The organism is Rhodococcus sp. 5G237, from assembly GCF_053764735.1.
The window spans coordinates 583,793-598,072 of record NZ_JBSNCD010000002.1 but is presented as its reverse complement, the minus strand read 5'-3'; the positions used below and the strand labels follow the sequence as shown (position 1 = coordinate 598,072).

At 68.5% G+C, this 14,280-nt stretch carries 11 protein-coding genes; 4 read left to right on the top strand and 7 right to left on the bottom strand.

From position 1 onward, the window contains the following. Positions 1-10: 10 nt before the first annotated feature. Both ACWPOC_RS06185 and ACWPOC_RS06180 read right to left on the bottom strand, forming a co-directional pair. Complete coding sequence (locus tag ACWPOC_RS06185; protein ID WP_120281650.1) at positions 11-1,645, bottom strand: cell division protein PerM; 1,635 nt, start codon at positions 1,643-1,645, stop codon at positions 11-13. Between the two features lie 49 nt (positions 1,646-1,694). Then, on the bottom strand, positions 1,695-2,792 hold the full coding sequence (locus ACWPOC_RS06180) for a DUF5336 domain-containing protein (protein WP_455408199.1): 1,098 nt from the start codon (positions 2,790-2,792) through the stop codon (positions 1,695-1,697). Between the two features lie 83 nt (positions 2,793-2,875). Between ACWPOC_RS06180 and ACWPOC_RS06175 the strand changes: the two genes are divergently transcribed. Further along, complete coding sequence (locus tag ACWPOC_RS06175; protein ID WP_455408198.1) at positions 2,876-3,499, top strand: IMPACT family protein; 624 nt, start codon at positions 2,876-2,878, stop codon at positions 3,497-3,499. 83 nt (positions 3,500-3,582) lie between these two features. Here ACWPOC_RS06175 and sucD read toward each other — a convergent pair whose 3' ends face one another. Further along, a complete protein-coding gene (gene sucD / locus ACWPOC_RS06170; protein WP_006553762.1) occupies positions 3,583-4,485 on the bottom strand; it encodes a succinate--CoA ligase subunit alpha in 903 nt (300 codons plus the stop codon). A gap of 16 nt (positions 4,486-4,501) precedes the next feature. After that, positions 4,502-5,671 (bottom strand): ADP-forming succinate--CoA ligase subunit beta, encoded by a 1,170-nt coding sequence (gene sucC / locus ACWPOC_RS06165; RefSeq protein ID WP_447815654.1) that lies wholly within the window; start codon positions 5,669-5,671, stop codon positions 4,502-4,504. A 442-nt stretch (positions 5,672-6,113) separates the two neighbouring features. On the opposite strand from sucC, the gene ACWPOC_RS06160 reads away from it, so the two are divergent. Next, a complete protein-coding gene (locus ACWPOC_RS06160; RefSeq protein WP_420714477.1) occupies positions 6,114-7,103 on the top strand; it encodes a M23 family metallopeptidase in 990 nt (329 codons plus the stop codon). A 111-nt stretch (positions 7,104-7,214) separates the two neighbouring features. Here the strand turns inward: ACWPOC_RS06160 and pcrA are convergent, their stop codons facing one another. Beyond that, complete coding sequence (gene pcrA / locus ACWPOC_RS06155; protein WP_455408197.1) at positions 7,215-9,593, bottom strand: DNA helicase PcrA; 2,379 nt, start codon at positions 9,591-9,593, stop codon at positions 7,215-7,217. Positions 9,594-9,827: 234 nt separating this feature from the next. Between pcrA and ACWPOC_RS06150 the strand changes: the two genes are divergently transcribed. Next, a complete protein-coding gene (locus ACWPOC_RS06150; RefSeq protein ID WP_120281645.1) occupies positions 9,828-10,163 on the top strand; it encodes a chorismate mutase in 336 nt (111 codons plus the stop codon). 36 nt (positions 10,164-10,199) lie between these two features. On the opposite strand, the gene ACWPOC_RS06145 is transcribed toward ACWPOC_RS06150, so the two are convergent. After that, on the bottom strand, positions 10,200-11,651 hold the full coding sequence (locus tag ACWPOC_RS06145) for an NAD-dependent succinate-semialdehyde dehydrogenase (protein WP_026061403.1): 1,452 nt from the start codon (positions 11,649-11,651) through the stop codon (positions 10,200-10,202). A gap of 121 nt (positions 11,652-11,772) precedes the next feature. Between ACWPOC_RS06145 and pgi the strand changes: the two genes are divergently transcribed. Beyond that, positions 11,773-13,410, top strand: a complete 1,638-nt coding sequence (pgi, locus tag ACWPOC_RS06140; RefSeq protein WP_455408196.1) for a glucose-6-phosphate isomerase — start codon at positions 11,773-11,775, stop codon at positions 13,408-13,410. A gap of 19 nt (positions 13,411-13,429) precedes the next feature. On the opposite strand, the gene ACWPOC_RS06135 is transcribed toward pgi, so the two are convergent. Then, positions 13,430-14,221: an FAD:protein FMN transferase gene (locus ACWPOC_RS06135; protein WP_174246926.1), complete on the bottom strand. Its 792-nt coding sequence runs from the start codon at positions 14,219-14,221 to the stop codon at positions 13,430-13,432. Positions 14,222-14,280: the final 59 nt, after the last annotated feature.

Here is a 14,280-nt window from a genome sequence, read left to right as displayed (position 1 = left end):
GTAGGAGAGCCTAGTCGGCGCCCTTTTCGGCCTTGTTCGCGACCTCCTCGTCGGGCTCGCCCTCGTCCTCGGCGTCATCCTCGTCGACCACCTCGACCACCTCGGCGTCGATGACGTCGTCGGCGTCCGCATCGTCCTCGAGGCTCTCCGCGTCGTCCTCGGCAGCCTCGTCCTCATCGACTGCGGCGGCTTCGTCCCCGTCGACTTCTGCGACCTCGCGCTCGGCGGCGGTGGTGTCCTCGACCGAGGATTCCTCCTCGTCGTCGGCATCCGCGTCATCGGCGTCCTCTGCCACAGGAGCCTCGAGTGCCGGGGTCTCGCCCTCGGGCGCCTCGAGTTCTGTGTCGGCTCCTGCATCAGCGGTGTCGTCCGCCGCGTCCTCCGAGGTCTCCTCGGCCACCTCGGTGTCGGCGCGCAATGCCGCCGCGGCCAGTCGACCTTCGCGCCACACGAGCAGCTGGGCCGTGATGATGCCGAGCAGGCCCGACCAGGCGAAGACGAGGATTCCGGCGAGCCACCAGTTGGCGCCGACCGTGCCGAAGACGCCGAGCGGGCCGCCCGCGACCCAGGTCGCCAGCGCCGTGACGAGTCCGGCGCCCGCTGCGGCAGCGAGCACCGTCCATGAAGCGTCGGCGCTGCCCACCGGGGCACCGTCGGCCTTCGCCTGCAGGGTTCGCTGCGCGGCGAAACGTCCGAGCAGCGCACCGATCGTCGCCGGAACGGCCAGCAGCACCGGCCAGAACGCTGCGGCCGGGCCCGAGGGGACCGCCGCGAGCACCGGCAGCGCCGGGAGGTCGCCGCCCGTCGCCTCGAACAGGCTCAGGTGGATGTCGCCGAAGTGCACGGTGCTGCCCGCCAGGACGGCCGCGGCACCGATGATGACGTTGGGCAGGTACAGGATCGACATCACCGTCAGACCCAGCACACCGGTCCAGTGGTCCCCGCGCGCGAGCAGTTCACCGACGACGTTCCACGACCACAGCAGTCCCGCGACGACCACCACCCCGCCGAGGGCGAACATCCCCAGCAGCACCCGCAGCGCCGGACGGAAGGCGAGCACGAGCCAATCGGGCGCCGAGTAGTACCGCACCAGCGGCTTCCACACACGGGAGCCGATGCCGATGAGGGCCGCGACGAGGTAGATGCCGGTCACCCACGTGAGCGCGGCAGCTGCATTCGGAGGCGTCACCGGCAGCACGCTCGCCGCATCCTGCAGCACGATCAGCGACGCCGCGGTCACGAGCAGCGGGCCGGCGAGGACGGCGACGGTGATGCGCGAGACGTCCTGACGATCGAGGGCATACCCACTGTTCTCGACGAGCGCGTCGGCCGCGGACGCGCATCCCCGCGCCGCCTGCCACACCAGAACCGCGGTGGGCAGCAGCGGCAGCACGCCGAGCGACGTGCCGTCGATCGTGAGCGTCACCTGGTGCAGTGCGAGCCACGTGCCGGCGATCGCGGCGTAGATGCCGGTGAGATCGCTGTTGGCGACGACCATCGTCGTCACCACGATGGTGGCCACGACGGCGAGCGTCACCGCCGGAACGCGGGCCGCGGTGCCGAGCAGGATGCGGAACCGCTCCGGGTCCAGGCTGTCGTCGTCGGTGGGAACGTGCCGGGTGGACCGGCCGAGCGTCGAAGTCATCGGTTCGAGAGTGTCACCGACACGGCGATCGTGGTGTCAGGCGCGCCGATCACCGCTGGTCGTCCGGTGCGCGGAAGGCCTGCGTGGCGTCCTGGTCGCCGGCCGCAGTGGTTCCGGTCTCCTCGCGACGTTCCGTGCCCGCCGTGTCGTCATCGGACACTGTGCCGTCCGCTCGGGTGGCTGTGTCGTCCGCTCGGGTGGCTGTGCCGTCCGCTCGGGTGTCGGTGTGGTCCGTCGAGTCCTGAGCGCCGTGCGGTTCCTGGACGGGGTACTGCTGGGTCGGCTGCGCACCGGTGTACTGCTGGCCGGCGCCATACTGCTGGGCACCGGGATACTGTGCTCCCCCGCCGTACTGCTGAGCGCCCGGGAACTGCTGGGCTCCGCTGTACTGCTGCCCGCCGTACTGCTGGGCGCCCGGATACTGCTGGGACCCGCTGTACTGTTGCGACCCCGAATACTGCTGCGCGCCGGAGTACTCCCCCGACGTCTGCTGCCCGGGATACGCCTGGTGGCCGGGATGCGGCGCACCGAACTGGGACTGCCCTCCGGTGACTCCCTGCTGCGAGCCGTAGGGCTGGCCGTATCCCTGCGGGGCGTAACCCTGCGGCGAGCCGTAACCCTGCGGTGAACCCGAGCCCTGGGGCTGACCGGTTCCCGCACCGGTCCCGAATCCCTGGTACTGCCCGGCACCCTGTGGCGACCCGAAGGAACTCCGCTCACCCGACCGGCCGGACACGAGGATGCCGAGGCCGAACAGCAGCGCGACGAGCGCCAGCGCGAACTGCAGGAAACCGAGGACGAGGATCGTCACGCCGCCCCACGCGATCCCGGTGTCCTCGGGCAGATGGAACAGCTGGAACAGGGATGTCACGAAACCGACGCCCGACGCCGCGACGGCCACGGCACGCAGGTCCTGGCCGGGGAGCAACGACAGTGCCGCACTCACACCGCCGAAGAGCAGGAAGGCCAGCGGCACGACGGCGAAGCCGAAGTCGAAGGACGTGAGCGCCACCTGCGAGCCGAAGGTGATGTTCACGAAGGGTGTGAGGCCGAGCAGGAAGTTCACGGCACCGAGCACGGCCACCGCGAGTGGCAGCAGCAACGGCACCACCTTGCTCTGGGCGGATGCGCCTGCGGGGAATGTCATCGATTCTCCTGCCGTCGATCGGTGTGTGTCGGTCACTCGTCCTGCAGTCAACAGCCTAGGGACTACCCGAGAGAATGGGGTCCATGCCGCACACTCTCGCCCCGGGCCCCGACGTCGTGGTCGAGACGGAGGTGAAGCACTCGCGTTTCCTCGCGGCGGTTCGTCGTGTCGACACGGCCGACGCCGCGCTCGCCTTCGTCGACGAACAACGCCGACTGTATCCCGATGCCCGACACCATTGCTGGGCGTTCGTGGTGGGTGACGACCCGGCGGCGCGCGCCGAGCGGTCGAGCGACGACGGGGAGCCGGGCGGCACGGCCGGCATCCCGATGCTGCAGGTTCTGCACCACCGGGATCTCGTGAACGTCGCGGTGGTGGTGACCCGGTGGTTCGGGGGGATCAAGCTCGGCGCGGGCGGGCTGGTGCGCGCGTACTCGGGTGCGGTCGCGACGGCCTTGGACGAGGCACCCCTCGTCGAGCGCAGGCAGCAGGAGAAGTTCACCCTCGCGATCGATCACGGCGAGGCGGGTCGCGTGGAGGCGGAACTGCGCGGGCGCGGGGTCGCGGTGCTCGACGTCGCTTATGCGGACCGGGTGGTCCTCACCGTCGCGGGGCGTGAGCGGAGCGAACTGGAGGGCTGGGTGGCGTCGCTGACGTCCGGGGCGGGCGAACTCGAACCCGCGGGAGTCGACTGGATCGACATCTGACCGGGTCTACGCCGGAAAAAGCGCGTGCGCGCCTTCCGCTGGCGAAAGCCACCGGAAGGCGCGCACGGAAGGCGACGCTGCTGTCAGAGCGACTGCAGGATCTCGCGAGCGAGCGCAGCGGTCTCGGACGGCGTCTTGCCGACCTTCACGCCGGCCGCCTCGAGGGCGTCCTTCTTGGCCTGAGCGGTGCCCGAGGAGCCCGAGACGATGGCGCCGGCGTGGCCCATGGTCTTGCCCTCGGGAGCGGTGAAGCCCGCGACGTAGCCGACGACCGGCTTGGTCACGTTGGCCTTGATGTAGTCGGCCGCGCGCTCCTCGGCGTCGCCGCCGATCTCGCCGATCATGACGATGACCTTGGTCTCCGGGTCCTTCTCGAACGCCTCGATGGCGTCGATGTGGGTGGTGCCGATGACCGGGTCGCCGCCGATGCCGATGGCGGTCGAGAAGCCGTACTCGCGCAGCTCGAACATCATCTGGTAGGTCAGGGTGCCCGACTTGGAGACGAGGCCGACCGGGCCCTTGCCGGCGATGTTCGCCGGGGTGATGCCGACGAGCGCCTCACCCGGGGTGATGATGCCGGGGCAGTTGGGGCCGATGATGCGGGTCTTGTTGCCCTTCTGGACGTTGTAGGCCCAGGCGTAGGCGGAGTCCTGCACGGGGATGCCCTCGGTGATGACCACGAGCAGCGGGATCTCCGCGTCGATGGCCTCGACGATGGCGTCCTTCGAGAAGGCCGGGGGAACGAACGCGATCGAGACGTCGGCGCCGGTCTCCTTCATGGCCTCGGCGACGGAGCCGAAGACGGGAAGCTCGACCGGGTTGCCGTCCTTGTCGGTGTGCGAGACCGTCGTGCCGGCCTTGCGGGCGTTCACGCCGCCGACGACCTGGGTGCCGGCCTTGAGCATGAGCGCGGTGTGCTTGGTGCCCTCGCCGCCGGTGATGCCCTGGACGATGACCTTGGAATCCTTGGTAAGGAAGATTGCCATTGTTCTGTGTGTCCCTTTACTTCGCTGCGAAGGCGAGTTCGGCCGCCTTGTCGGCAGCCTCGTCCATGGTGGCGACGACCGTGACCAGCGGGTGGTTGGCCTCGGCGAGGATGCGGCGACCCTCGTCGACGTTGTTGCCGTCGAGGCGGACGACCAGCGGCTTGTTGGCCTCGTCGCCGAGGATCTCGAGGGCCTTGACGATGCCGTTCGCGACCGCGTCGCACGCGGTGATGCCACCGAAGACGTTGACGAACACGCTCTTGACCTGGGCGTCGTTCAGGATGACGTCGAGACCGGCGGCCATGACGGCTGCGGAGGCGCCGCCACCGATGTCGAGGAAGTTGGCGGGCTTGACGCCGCCGTGCTTCTCGCCTGCGTAGGCGACGACGTCGAGGGTCGACATGACCAGGCCGGCGCCGTTACCGATGATGCCGACCTCGCCGTCGAGCTTGACGTAGTTGAGGTCGTTCTCCTTGGCCTTGAGCTCGAGGGGATCCGTGGCGTCCTTGTCCTCGAACTCGGCGTGGCCGGACTGACGGAAGTCGGCGTTGGCATCCAGGGTGACCTTGCCGTCGAGGGCGAGGATCTGGTCGTCCGGGGTGCGGACGAGGGGGTTGACCTCCACGAGGAGAGCGTCTTCCTTGACGAAGACCTCCCACAGCTTCTGGATGGTCACGGCCGCGGCGTCGAGGACCTCGGCGGGCAGGTGGCCCTTCTCGGCGATCTCACGCGCGAACGCGAGGTCGACGCCCTTGACGGCGTCGACGGGGACCTTGGCGAGGCGCTCCGGCTTGGTGGCGGCGACCTCTTCGATCTCCATGCCGCCCTCGACCGAGCACATGGCCAGGTAGGTGCGGTTGGTGCGGTCGAGCAGGAAGGAGATGTAGTACTCCTCCGCGATGTCGCTGGCCTCGGCGACCAGGAGCTTCTTGACGATGTGACCCTTGATGTCGAGGCCGAGGATGTTCTCGGCGTGGGTCTGCGCGTCGTCTGCGGTGGCGGCGTACTTCACGCCACCGGCCTTGCCGCGGCCGCCGACCTTGACCTGGGCCTTGACCATGACCGGCTTGCCGATTTCCTCCGCGATCTCGCGGGCACCGGCGACAGTGTCGGTAACACGGCCGGCCGACGTCGGCACGTCATGCTTGGCGAAGAGTTCCTTCGCCTGATATTCGAAGAGATCCATCTGCTCACCGTCTCGTCTGCGTTCACGCCCGCTCCGGGGTATCGAGCGGGTCGTTTCGGACTCTAGTTTCTCGGCCGGGCCGCGGATCACGCGCGGCAGTCCCATGTGGCACAGGTCACGCGCGCGTAGGTCCGGGAACGACTTCGCAGTTCCCCTCCCGGAACGTGGCGGACGCCACGTTCGAGCGGAGCACTCGGTTCAGAATGACAGGTACCCACTCGCCCTCCGACACCGGATCCCACGCTGCCGCGACGCAACGGACTCGTGACATGTCGGAAAACAGTGTTTGGGACGCCGCCGGCTGGGGCATGTCCCAATTTGCCCCGGTTTGCACTGTGATGCCACTCACATAACGTCCGCCGGACGAACTACGGCTTGCCACCCCTGCGATCGCTTCGTTACCGTCGCCTGGTCGAAGTAACGATGAGGTCACGAACGGAGGATGGCGATGCGCTCTGGTAATCCGAGTGCCGAGAGCCGAACCCGCCGTCCCGAATCGGCACCCGAAGACTGGAACGCCTGGGAAGCCGCCACGATGGACTTCCGCAACACCGGCCCCGGTCCCGAGCCCACCTATTACTCCGACTCCTTCGGCCACGCCGTCCGCGACGACCGCTTCGCGCAGGATCGTCCCGACGAGAGCACCGACGTCACCGCTCCCGCATCCCGCGGTGGAGCCCATCGACTTCCCACTCCCCCCACCGCCCTCAAGGGTCGCGCCGCGGTCTTCGCGGTCGCCGCAGGCGCCGTGGTCGCCGCGGGCCAGGCCGCAGCCAACGGTGGTCCGGGACAGAACACCGAGCACTCCGAGGTCGCTCTCGCCGCCGGCGAAGCCGATTCCTCGATCATCACGGCCACCGCAGTGCCCCAGGCAGCGCAGTTCGCGCCGAGCGCCGACGCCGAGCCCTCGCAGGCCCCGCAGGTGCTCAACATCGCCGACCCGAACGACCTGTCGCAGTTCTCGAATCTCCTGGCCAAGGGCCAGCGGTTCAGCGAGGAACGCGCTGCGCGCGAGGCCGCGGCCCGCCGCCCCCTCTTCGTTCTCCCCGCCGTAGGGTCGTTCACCTCGAACTTCGGCGCCCGCTGGGGCACGCTCCACGCCGGCGTCGACATCGCAGGCCCCATCGGAACCCCGATCCTCGCGGTCGCAGACGGCGAGGTCATCGATTCCGGCCCGGCCTCCGGCTTCGGCATGTGGGTCCGGCTCCTCCACGCCGACGGCACCGTCACCGTGTACGGGCACATCGACCAGTCGCTGGTGACCGTGGGTCAGCACGTCATGGCCGGCGACCAGATCGCCACCATGGGCAACCGCGGTTTCTCCACGGGCCCGCACCTGCACTTCGAGGTGCACCTCAACGGCGTCGACAAGATCGACCCCGTCCCGTGGCTCGCCACCCGCGGTATCGCCCTCGGCATCCAGCGCGACTGACCGACCTCGCCGCCGTACGTTCGGCGCTGCGTCCCGCTCCACCCTCTTTCCCGCTTCGGCGCGGACCCGCTTCTGCATGCGAATCCGCGCCTGCCACAGGCTTTCAGGGCATCACAGCTTGATCATCGGCACACCGCCGACGAGCATCAGCCGTACCTTGCCGGCACTTCCGAAGTCGATCACGACGGTGGCCGTGGGTCCCGACCCCCGGGTTTCGAGAACCGTTCCGAGACCGTACTTGTCGTGACTGACGCGATCGCCGACATCGAGCACCAACTGATTGTTGCGTCCGCGCGCCGCACCGAAACTCGGTGTTCCCGACGAACCGCGCCGCTCGCCCGCACCGAAGCGCGAACCCGTGCCCGAGCCGATCGCCTGCCCACGCGCGGGTGTGGGCTCGAGGCGTCGCCAGTCGATGAGGTGCTGCGGAATCTCTTGCAGGAAGCGGGATTCCGGATTGGTGAGCGGTTGCCCCCAGGACGACCGCAGCACGGCGCGCGTGAGGTAGAGACGACGCCGGGCGCGCGTGATGCCGACATACGCGAGTCGCCGTTCCTCGGACAGTTCGGCCGGATCACCCAGGGCACGCATGTGCGGGAACTGGCCGTCCTCCCAACCGGTGACGAAGACGACCGGGAACTCGAGGCCCTTTGCGGTGTGCAGCGTCATCAGCGTGACCACACCGGCCTCGTTCTCCGGGATCTGGTCGGCGTCGGCGACGAGCGAAACCTTCTCGAGGAAGGCCGCGAGCGATCCCGGTTCGGGATCGCCCTCTTCGCGTTCGTCGTCGACGATCCCGGCCGCATTACGGACGTCGGCGCTGAATTCCCTTGCCACACTGATGAGTTCGTGGAGGTTGTCGAGGCGGGCGCCGTCCTGCGGATCGTCGCTCGCCGACAACTCGGCGCTGTATCCGGTGCGTTCGAGGATCGCCTCGACGACGTCGCCGATGTCGACCATGTCGTTGCCGTCGGCGTCGCTCGCGACGAGCATCGCCCGCAGATCGTCCATCATCTCGGCGAAACCGGCGATCGCCTTCTGCGCCCGCGTGTTCAGCAACGCGACCTTGCCGGCTGCGGCGTCGGCGAGGGCCTGCCCGAAGCTGACACCGAGCCGCTCGGCGTGCACCGCCACGCACGCCTCGGCACGATCGCCGATACCGCGGCGAGGGGTGTTGAGGATGCGGCGCAGACTCACCGTGTCGTCGGGGTTGTCGAGCACCTTCAGGTACGCGACGATGTCGCGCACCTCCTTGCGCTCGTAGAACCGCACACCGCCGACGACCTTGTAGGGCACCCCGTGCCGGATGAAGACGTCCTCGAACGCGCGGGAGGCGTTGTTGGTGCGGTAGAACACCGCGATGTCGGAGTAGGTGGTGTCGCCGCCGTCGACGAGCCGGTCGATCTCGGCGGCGACGAACCGCGCCTCGTCGTGCTCGTTGTCGGCGACGTAGCCGGTGATGAGTTCGCCCTCGCCCGAATCGGTCCACAGCCGCTTCTCGCGGCGACCCGTGTTCTTGGAGATGACGGAATTGGCCGCCGACAGGATGTTCTGGGTGGAGCGGTAGTTCTGTTCGAGCAGGATCGTGCGGGCCTGCGGATAGTCGCGCTCGAATTCCTCGATGTTGCGGATCGTGGCTCCGCGGAAGGCGTAGATCGACTGGTCGGCGTCGCCCACCACGCACAGTTCGCTCGGGGGAACCGCGGATTCCTCCTCCGGATCGCCCACGAGGGTGCGCACCAGCACGTACTGCGCGTGGTTGGTGTCCTGGTACTCGTCGACCAGCACGTGACGGAACCGGCGCCGGTAGTACTCGGCGACCTGCGGATGAGCCTGCAGCAGCGCCACCGTCTCGCCGATGAGATCGTCGAAGTCGAAGGCGTTCGCCGTGCGCAGGCGCTGCTGGTAGTGCGCGTAGACCCGGGCGACGACACGGGTGAGTTCGGTGGCCGCCGAATCGGTCTCCGCCTCGTGGGCGGCTTCTTCCGGCCCGATCAGTTCGTTCTTGAGGTTCGAGATCTGCGTGGACAGCAGTCGGGCGGAGTACTTCTTGCTGTCGAGTTCGAGATCCTTCGCGATCATCGTGAGCAGACGACGGGAATCGTCGGCGTCGTAGATCGTGAAATTCGAATTCATGCCCTGCAGCAGACCCGCCTGCGCGCGCAGGATCCGGACGCAGCTCGAGTGGAAGGTCGAGACCCACATCGCATTCGCGCGCGGCCCCACCAGGGCCGCCACCCGCTCGCGCATCTCGGCCGCGGCCTTGTTGGTGAACGTGATGGCGAGCACCTGACCAGGGACGACGCCGCGCTCGGCCAACAGATAGGCGATGCGACGCGTGAGCACCGCAGTCTTGCCGGAGCCCGCGCCCGCGACGATCAGCAGCGGGGCCCCTTCGTGCGTGACCGCTTCCCGCTGCTGCGGATTGAGCCCTTCGAGAAGAGCATCGGATCCGGGGCGGGAGTTTGCGAGCGCGACGGGAGTGTTCATCGTTTCACCAAACTACCGGACCGTTCGGACAACGGATCCGGACCACACAGTCGATCGAGCCGAGTGGCAGGGCCTGCAGGGTGAGTGGCAAACTGGAGGCCATGTCTTCTGTCCTTTGCAGGCTCGGATCGAGTTCCGGTTGTCGCTGTCGATTCCCGACCGCCGGCCCGACCCGATACCGGTAACAGCCGCTCCCATACGGGCGATCCTTCAGAGCAGATGCGAGGAGACGACATGAGCACGCACATCGATTCTTCCCTTTCCGGCGAGCCGGGCCAGGCGAACGCCGGAACACCGGCCGCGGCCGACGACACCGGAGTGCCCACCGAGGCCGAGATCGAGGAACTCCGCAAGGAGATCGATCGTCTCGACGCCGAGATCCTGGCCGCGGTCAAGCGGCGCACCGAGGTCTCCCGCATGATCGGGCGTACCCGCATGGCGTCCGGCGGTACCCGTCTCGTGCACAGCCGCGAGATGAAGGTCCTCGAGCGGTTCAGCGAGCTGGGTCAGGAAGGCCACACCCTGGCGATGCTGTTGCTCCGCCTCGGGCGTGGCCGCCTGGGGCACTGACGGCGAGGCCGTCCAGCCCATCGCTGAACTCGCTCCTTACTGCAGGGCGATGTACTTGGTCTCGAGGAATTCCTCGATGCCCTCGGTACCGCCCTCGCGTCCCAGCCCGGAATCCTTGATTCCGCCGAACGGGGCCGCGACATCCGAGACGACGCCGCGGTTCACACCGACGATGCCCGTTTCGAGCGCATGCGACACGCGCAGTGCCCGGTCGAGGTCGCGCGTGAAGATGTAGGCGGCGAGCCCGTAGCGGGTGTCGTTCGCCGCCGCGAGCGCTTCCTCCTCGGTGTCGAAGCCGGTGACGGCCGCGACCGGCCCGAACACCTCTTCCTGCAGGATGCGGGCCTGCTTCGGCACGTCGTCGAGGACGGTGGCCGGGTAGAACCATCCCGGTCCGTCCGCGGGTTCACCGCCCAGGCGCACCGAAGCGCCCGCCGACACCGCGTCCTGCACGAGTTCGATCACGGTCTTCTTCTGGTTCTCGTTGACCAGGGGGCCCAGCGTCGCGTCGGGGTCCGTTCCCGGCCCGAGCTTGTACGACGCCATGCGTTCGGTGAGCTTGGCGACGAAGGCGTCGCGCACCGAATTGTGGACGTGGAAGCGATTCGCGGCCGTGCAGGCCTCTCCCCCGTTGCGCAGCTTGGCTGCCACCGCGCCCTCGACCGCGGCGTCGAGATCGGCGTCCTCGAAGACGACGAACGGCGCGTTGCCGCCGAGTTCGAGCGAGGTGCGCAGCAGCGAACGACCGGCCTTCTCGGCGAGCATGCGCCCGACCTCGGTGGAGCCGGTGAAGGTGAGCTTGCGCAGCCGGGGATCTTCGAGGAGCGGACCGGTGACCTCCCCGGCATGCGAGGACGGCAGCACCGACAGGACACCCTTGGGCAGTCCTGCCTCGTCGAAGAGCTGCGCGAGCAGCTGGATCGTGAGGGGTGTCTCGGACGCGGGCTTGACGATGATCGTGCATCCCGCGGCGAGGGCGGGACCGATCTTGCGGGTTCCCATCGCGAGGGGGAAGTTCCACGGCGTGATCGCCAGGCAGGGACCGACCGGTTGTTTCGTCACGAGAACGCGTCCGGTGCCGGCCGGGGCGGGCGTGTAGCGACCGGCGATGCGAACCGCCTCCTCGGAGAACCATCGCAGGAATTCGGCACCGTAGGTCACCTCCGATCGGCTCTCCGGCAGCGCCTTACCCATCTCGAGCGTCATGAGCAGCGCGAAGTCGTCGGCGCGCTCGGTGATCTTCTGCCACACGGCCCGCAGCAGTTCGGCGCGTTCGCGCGGCGGGGTCGCGGCCCATTCCGGACCGGCTGCGACGGCCGCATCGAGGGCCCGTAGGGCATCACCGGGCGCGGCATCGGCGACGCGGGTGAGTTCGTCGCCGGTCGCAGGATCGTGGACTCCGAAGGTGGCTCCGTTCTCGGCCGCCACCCATTCACCGCCGAGGAACAGGTCGGTGGGGACGGACCGAATCAGTTCTGCAGCATCCATATGCCCCATCATGCGCGCCGCGGTCGCTCGCTGCGGGAAACCGAGGGATCCCTTCGTCACACACCGGGGCACACAGTCGCACACCGGGCGCACCGTGTCGGGGCGCACTACTGTCGACGACATGAGCGACATAACCGCAACGGCACCGTGGAAAGCTCTGGAAGACCATCGCGACCGGCTCGAATCGGTGTCGCTGCGGCAGTTGTTCACCTCCGAACCCGAGAGGGTCTCGGCGTTGACGATCCCTGCCGGGGATCTGGTCATCGATTTCAGTAAGCAGCGTTTCGACACCCCCGTCCTGCAGGCCTTGCTGGAACTCGCCGACACCGCGGGGATCGCCGCGGCTCGGGAGGCGATGTTCTCGGGTGCGCACATCAACGTCACCGAGGACCGCGCGGTGCTGCACACCGCCCTACGCCTGCCCCGCGATGCGGCACTGATCGTGGACGGGGTCGATGTCGTCGCCGACGTTCACGCCGTGCTCGACCGGATGGGCCAGTTCACCGACCGCCTCCGCAGCGGCGACTGGCGCGGCGCCACCGGCGAGAAGATCGCCACGGTGGTCAACATCGGCATCGGTGGCTCCGATCTCGGCCCGGCGATGGTCACCCGCGCGCTGCGGCGTTTTCACGACGGGCCGGCGGCGCGGTTCGTCTCCAACGTCGACCCGGCGGATCTGACCGCGGCGCTGGCCGATCTGGACCCGGCCACCACCTTGTTCATCGTCGCGTCGAAAACCTTCTCCACCCTCGAAACCCTGTCGAACGCCACCGCCGCGCGCCGCTGGCTCGTCGACACATTGGGCGAGGATGCGGTGGCCCAGCATTTCGTGGCGGTGTCGACGCACACGGAGCGGGTGGTCGAGTTCGGCATCGATCCGGCGAACATGTTCGAGTTCTGGGACTGGGTCGGTGGGCGTTATTCGGTGGGTTCGGCGATCGGGCTGGCGGTCATGTGCGCCATCGGCCGGCAGCGGTTCGGCGAGTTCCTCGCCGGCATGCACGCCATCGACGAACACTTCGCCACCGCCGACCCGGCACAGAACGCACCGCTGTTGGCGGGGTTGATCGGGGTGTGGAATGCGAGCGTCCTCGGTTATCGCTCGCGCGCGGTGGTGCCCTATGCGCAGGATCTGGCGCGGTTGCCGGCCTATCTGCAGCAGCTGACGATGGAATCGAACGGCAAGTCCGTGCGCGCCGACGGCACCGCGGTCTCGTGTCCGACCGGAGAAGTGTTCTGGGGTGAGCCCGGTACCAATGGTCAGCATGCCTTCTTCCAGTTGCTGCACCAGGGCACCGAGATCGTCCCCGTCGACTTCCTCGGCCTGGCCCGTTGCGGCGACGATCTGCCGGCCCGCGATGGGCAGACCAGCATGCAGGTGCTGGTGCTGGCGAACATGTTCGCCCAGGCCAAAGTATTGGCCTTCGGCCGTGATGCCGACGAGGTGCGTGCCGAAGGCGTCGACGAGGCGGTGGTGGCGCACAAGGTGATGCCCGGCGATCGGCCGTCGACGACGATCCTCGCCCCGGAACTGACCCCGTCGGTGGTCGGGCAGATCATCGCGTTCTACGAGCACCAGACCTTCGTCCAGGGCATTGTGTGGGGGATCGATTCGTTCGATCAGTGGGGTGTCGAGCTCGGCAAGACCCAGGCCACCGCCCTGCAGGCGGTGCTCGCAGGTGAGGAGACCCCCGATACCGGGGACGCGTCCACCGACCATCTGATCGAGGTCTACCGCCGCCTCCGCGACGGAGCCTGACCGCATCCTGCTCGAGAGATCAAGCAGCCTTCGGATCGGACCAGGCCGTGGTGGTCCGGACCCGTCCGTGCGTATCGACGAGACGCGCCGGCAGGTCGTACTGCTCGAGCCACGACAGGGCTCCGATCCCCCGCTGCAACGCCGTGGCCGCGGCCGCATCGGCCCACACCGCGTCGGGAGCGATGACGCTGACGAGACGCCACCGCTCGGGGTCGGCGACGTCGCTGGTGTGCGACGCCATGGCCGATCCGGCCGGCAGTTCGACCGACCCTCGATCCGGGAGCGGCACCTGCCATCCCCCGGCCGGCGCGTGCCCCGCGGTGGCCATCACGTCGCCGATGCGCACGAGCGCCCCGCATTCGAGCAGGTTCGCGACGAGCGCCGCGGAGTAGTCGACGGTATCGGCCACGGCCGTCGCACCGAGTTCGAGGCTCACCCCGAAGGGAGCGAGCACGACGTCTCCGTCGATCTGCACGTCGCGGTAGGTGGGGATGGGATGGATCGGCGGGATGGCTCCGGCATCGACGGAGGCGTCGTCGGAGTCGACCGGGGTGATGGCCCCGCCCGTCATGCGGGCCGCCCACAGCGCCGACCGCACCATCGAGGCCAGTCGGGGGCTCATCGTGACCGGAGTGCCCTGCGCGAGGTTGACGGAGTGGATCTCGGCGTCGCCCCGGCGGCTGTCGCTCACCGCCTCGGACTCGGCGACGACGCCGCGCACGATCATGCGGGCACGGTGCAGTGCATGCGGCTCGGTCACCGCGAGTGCGATCTGCCGACCCCACTCCCACCATTCGTTGCTGCCGATCATGACGGGCTCCACCCGTGGTCGATTCCTCGCAGGACGTATTCCAGTATGCCCGCGACCTG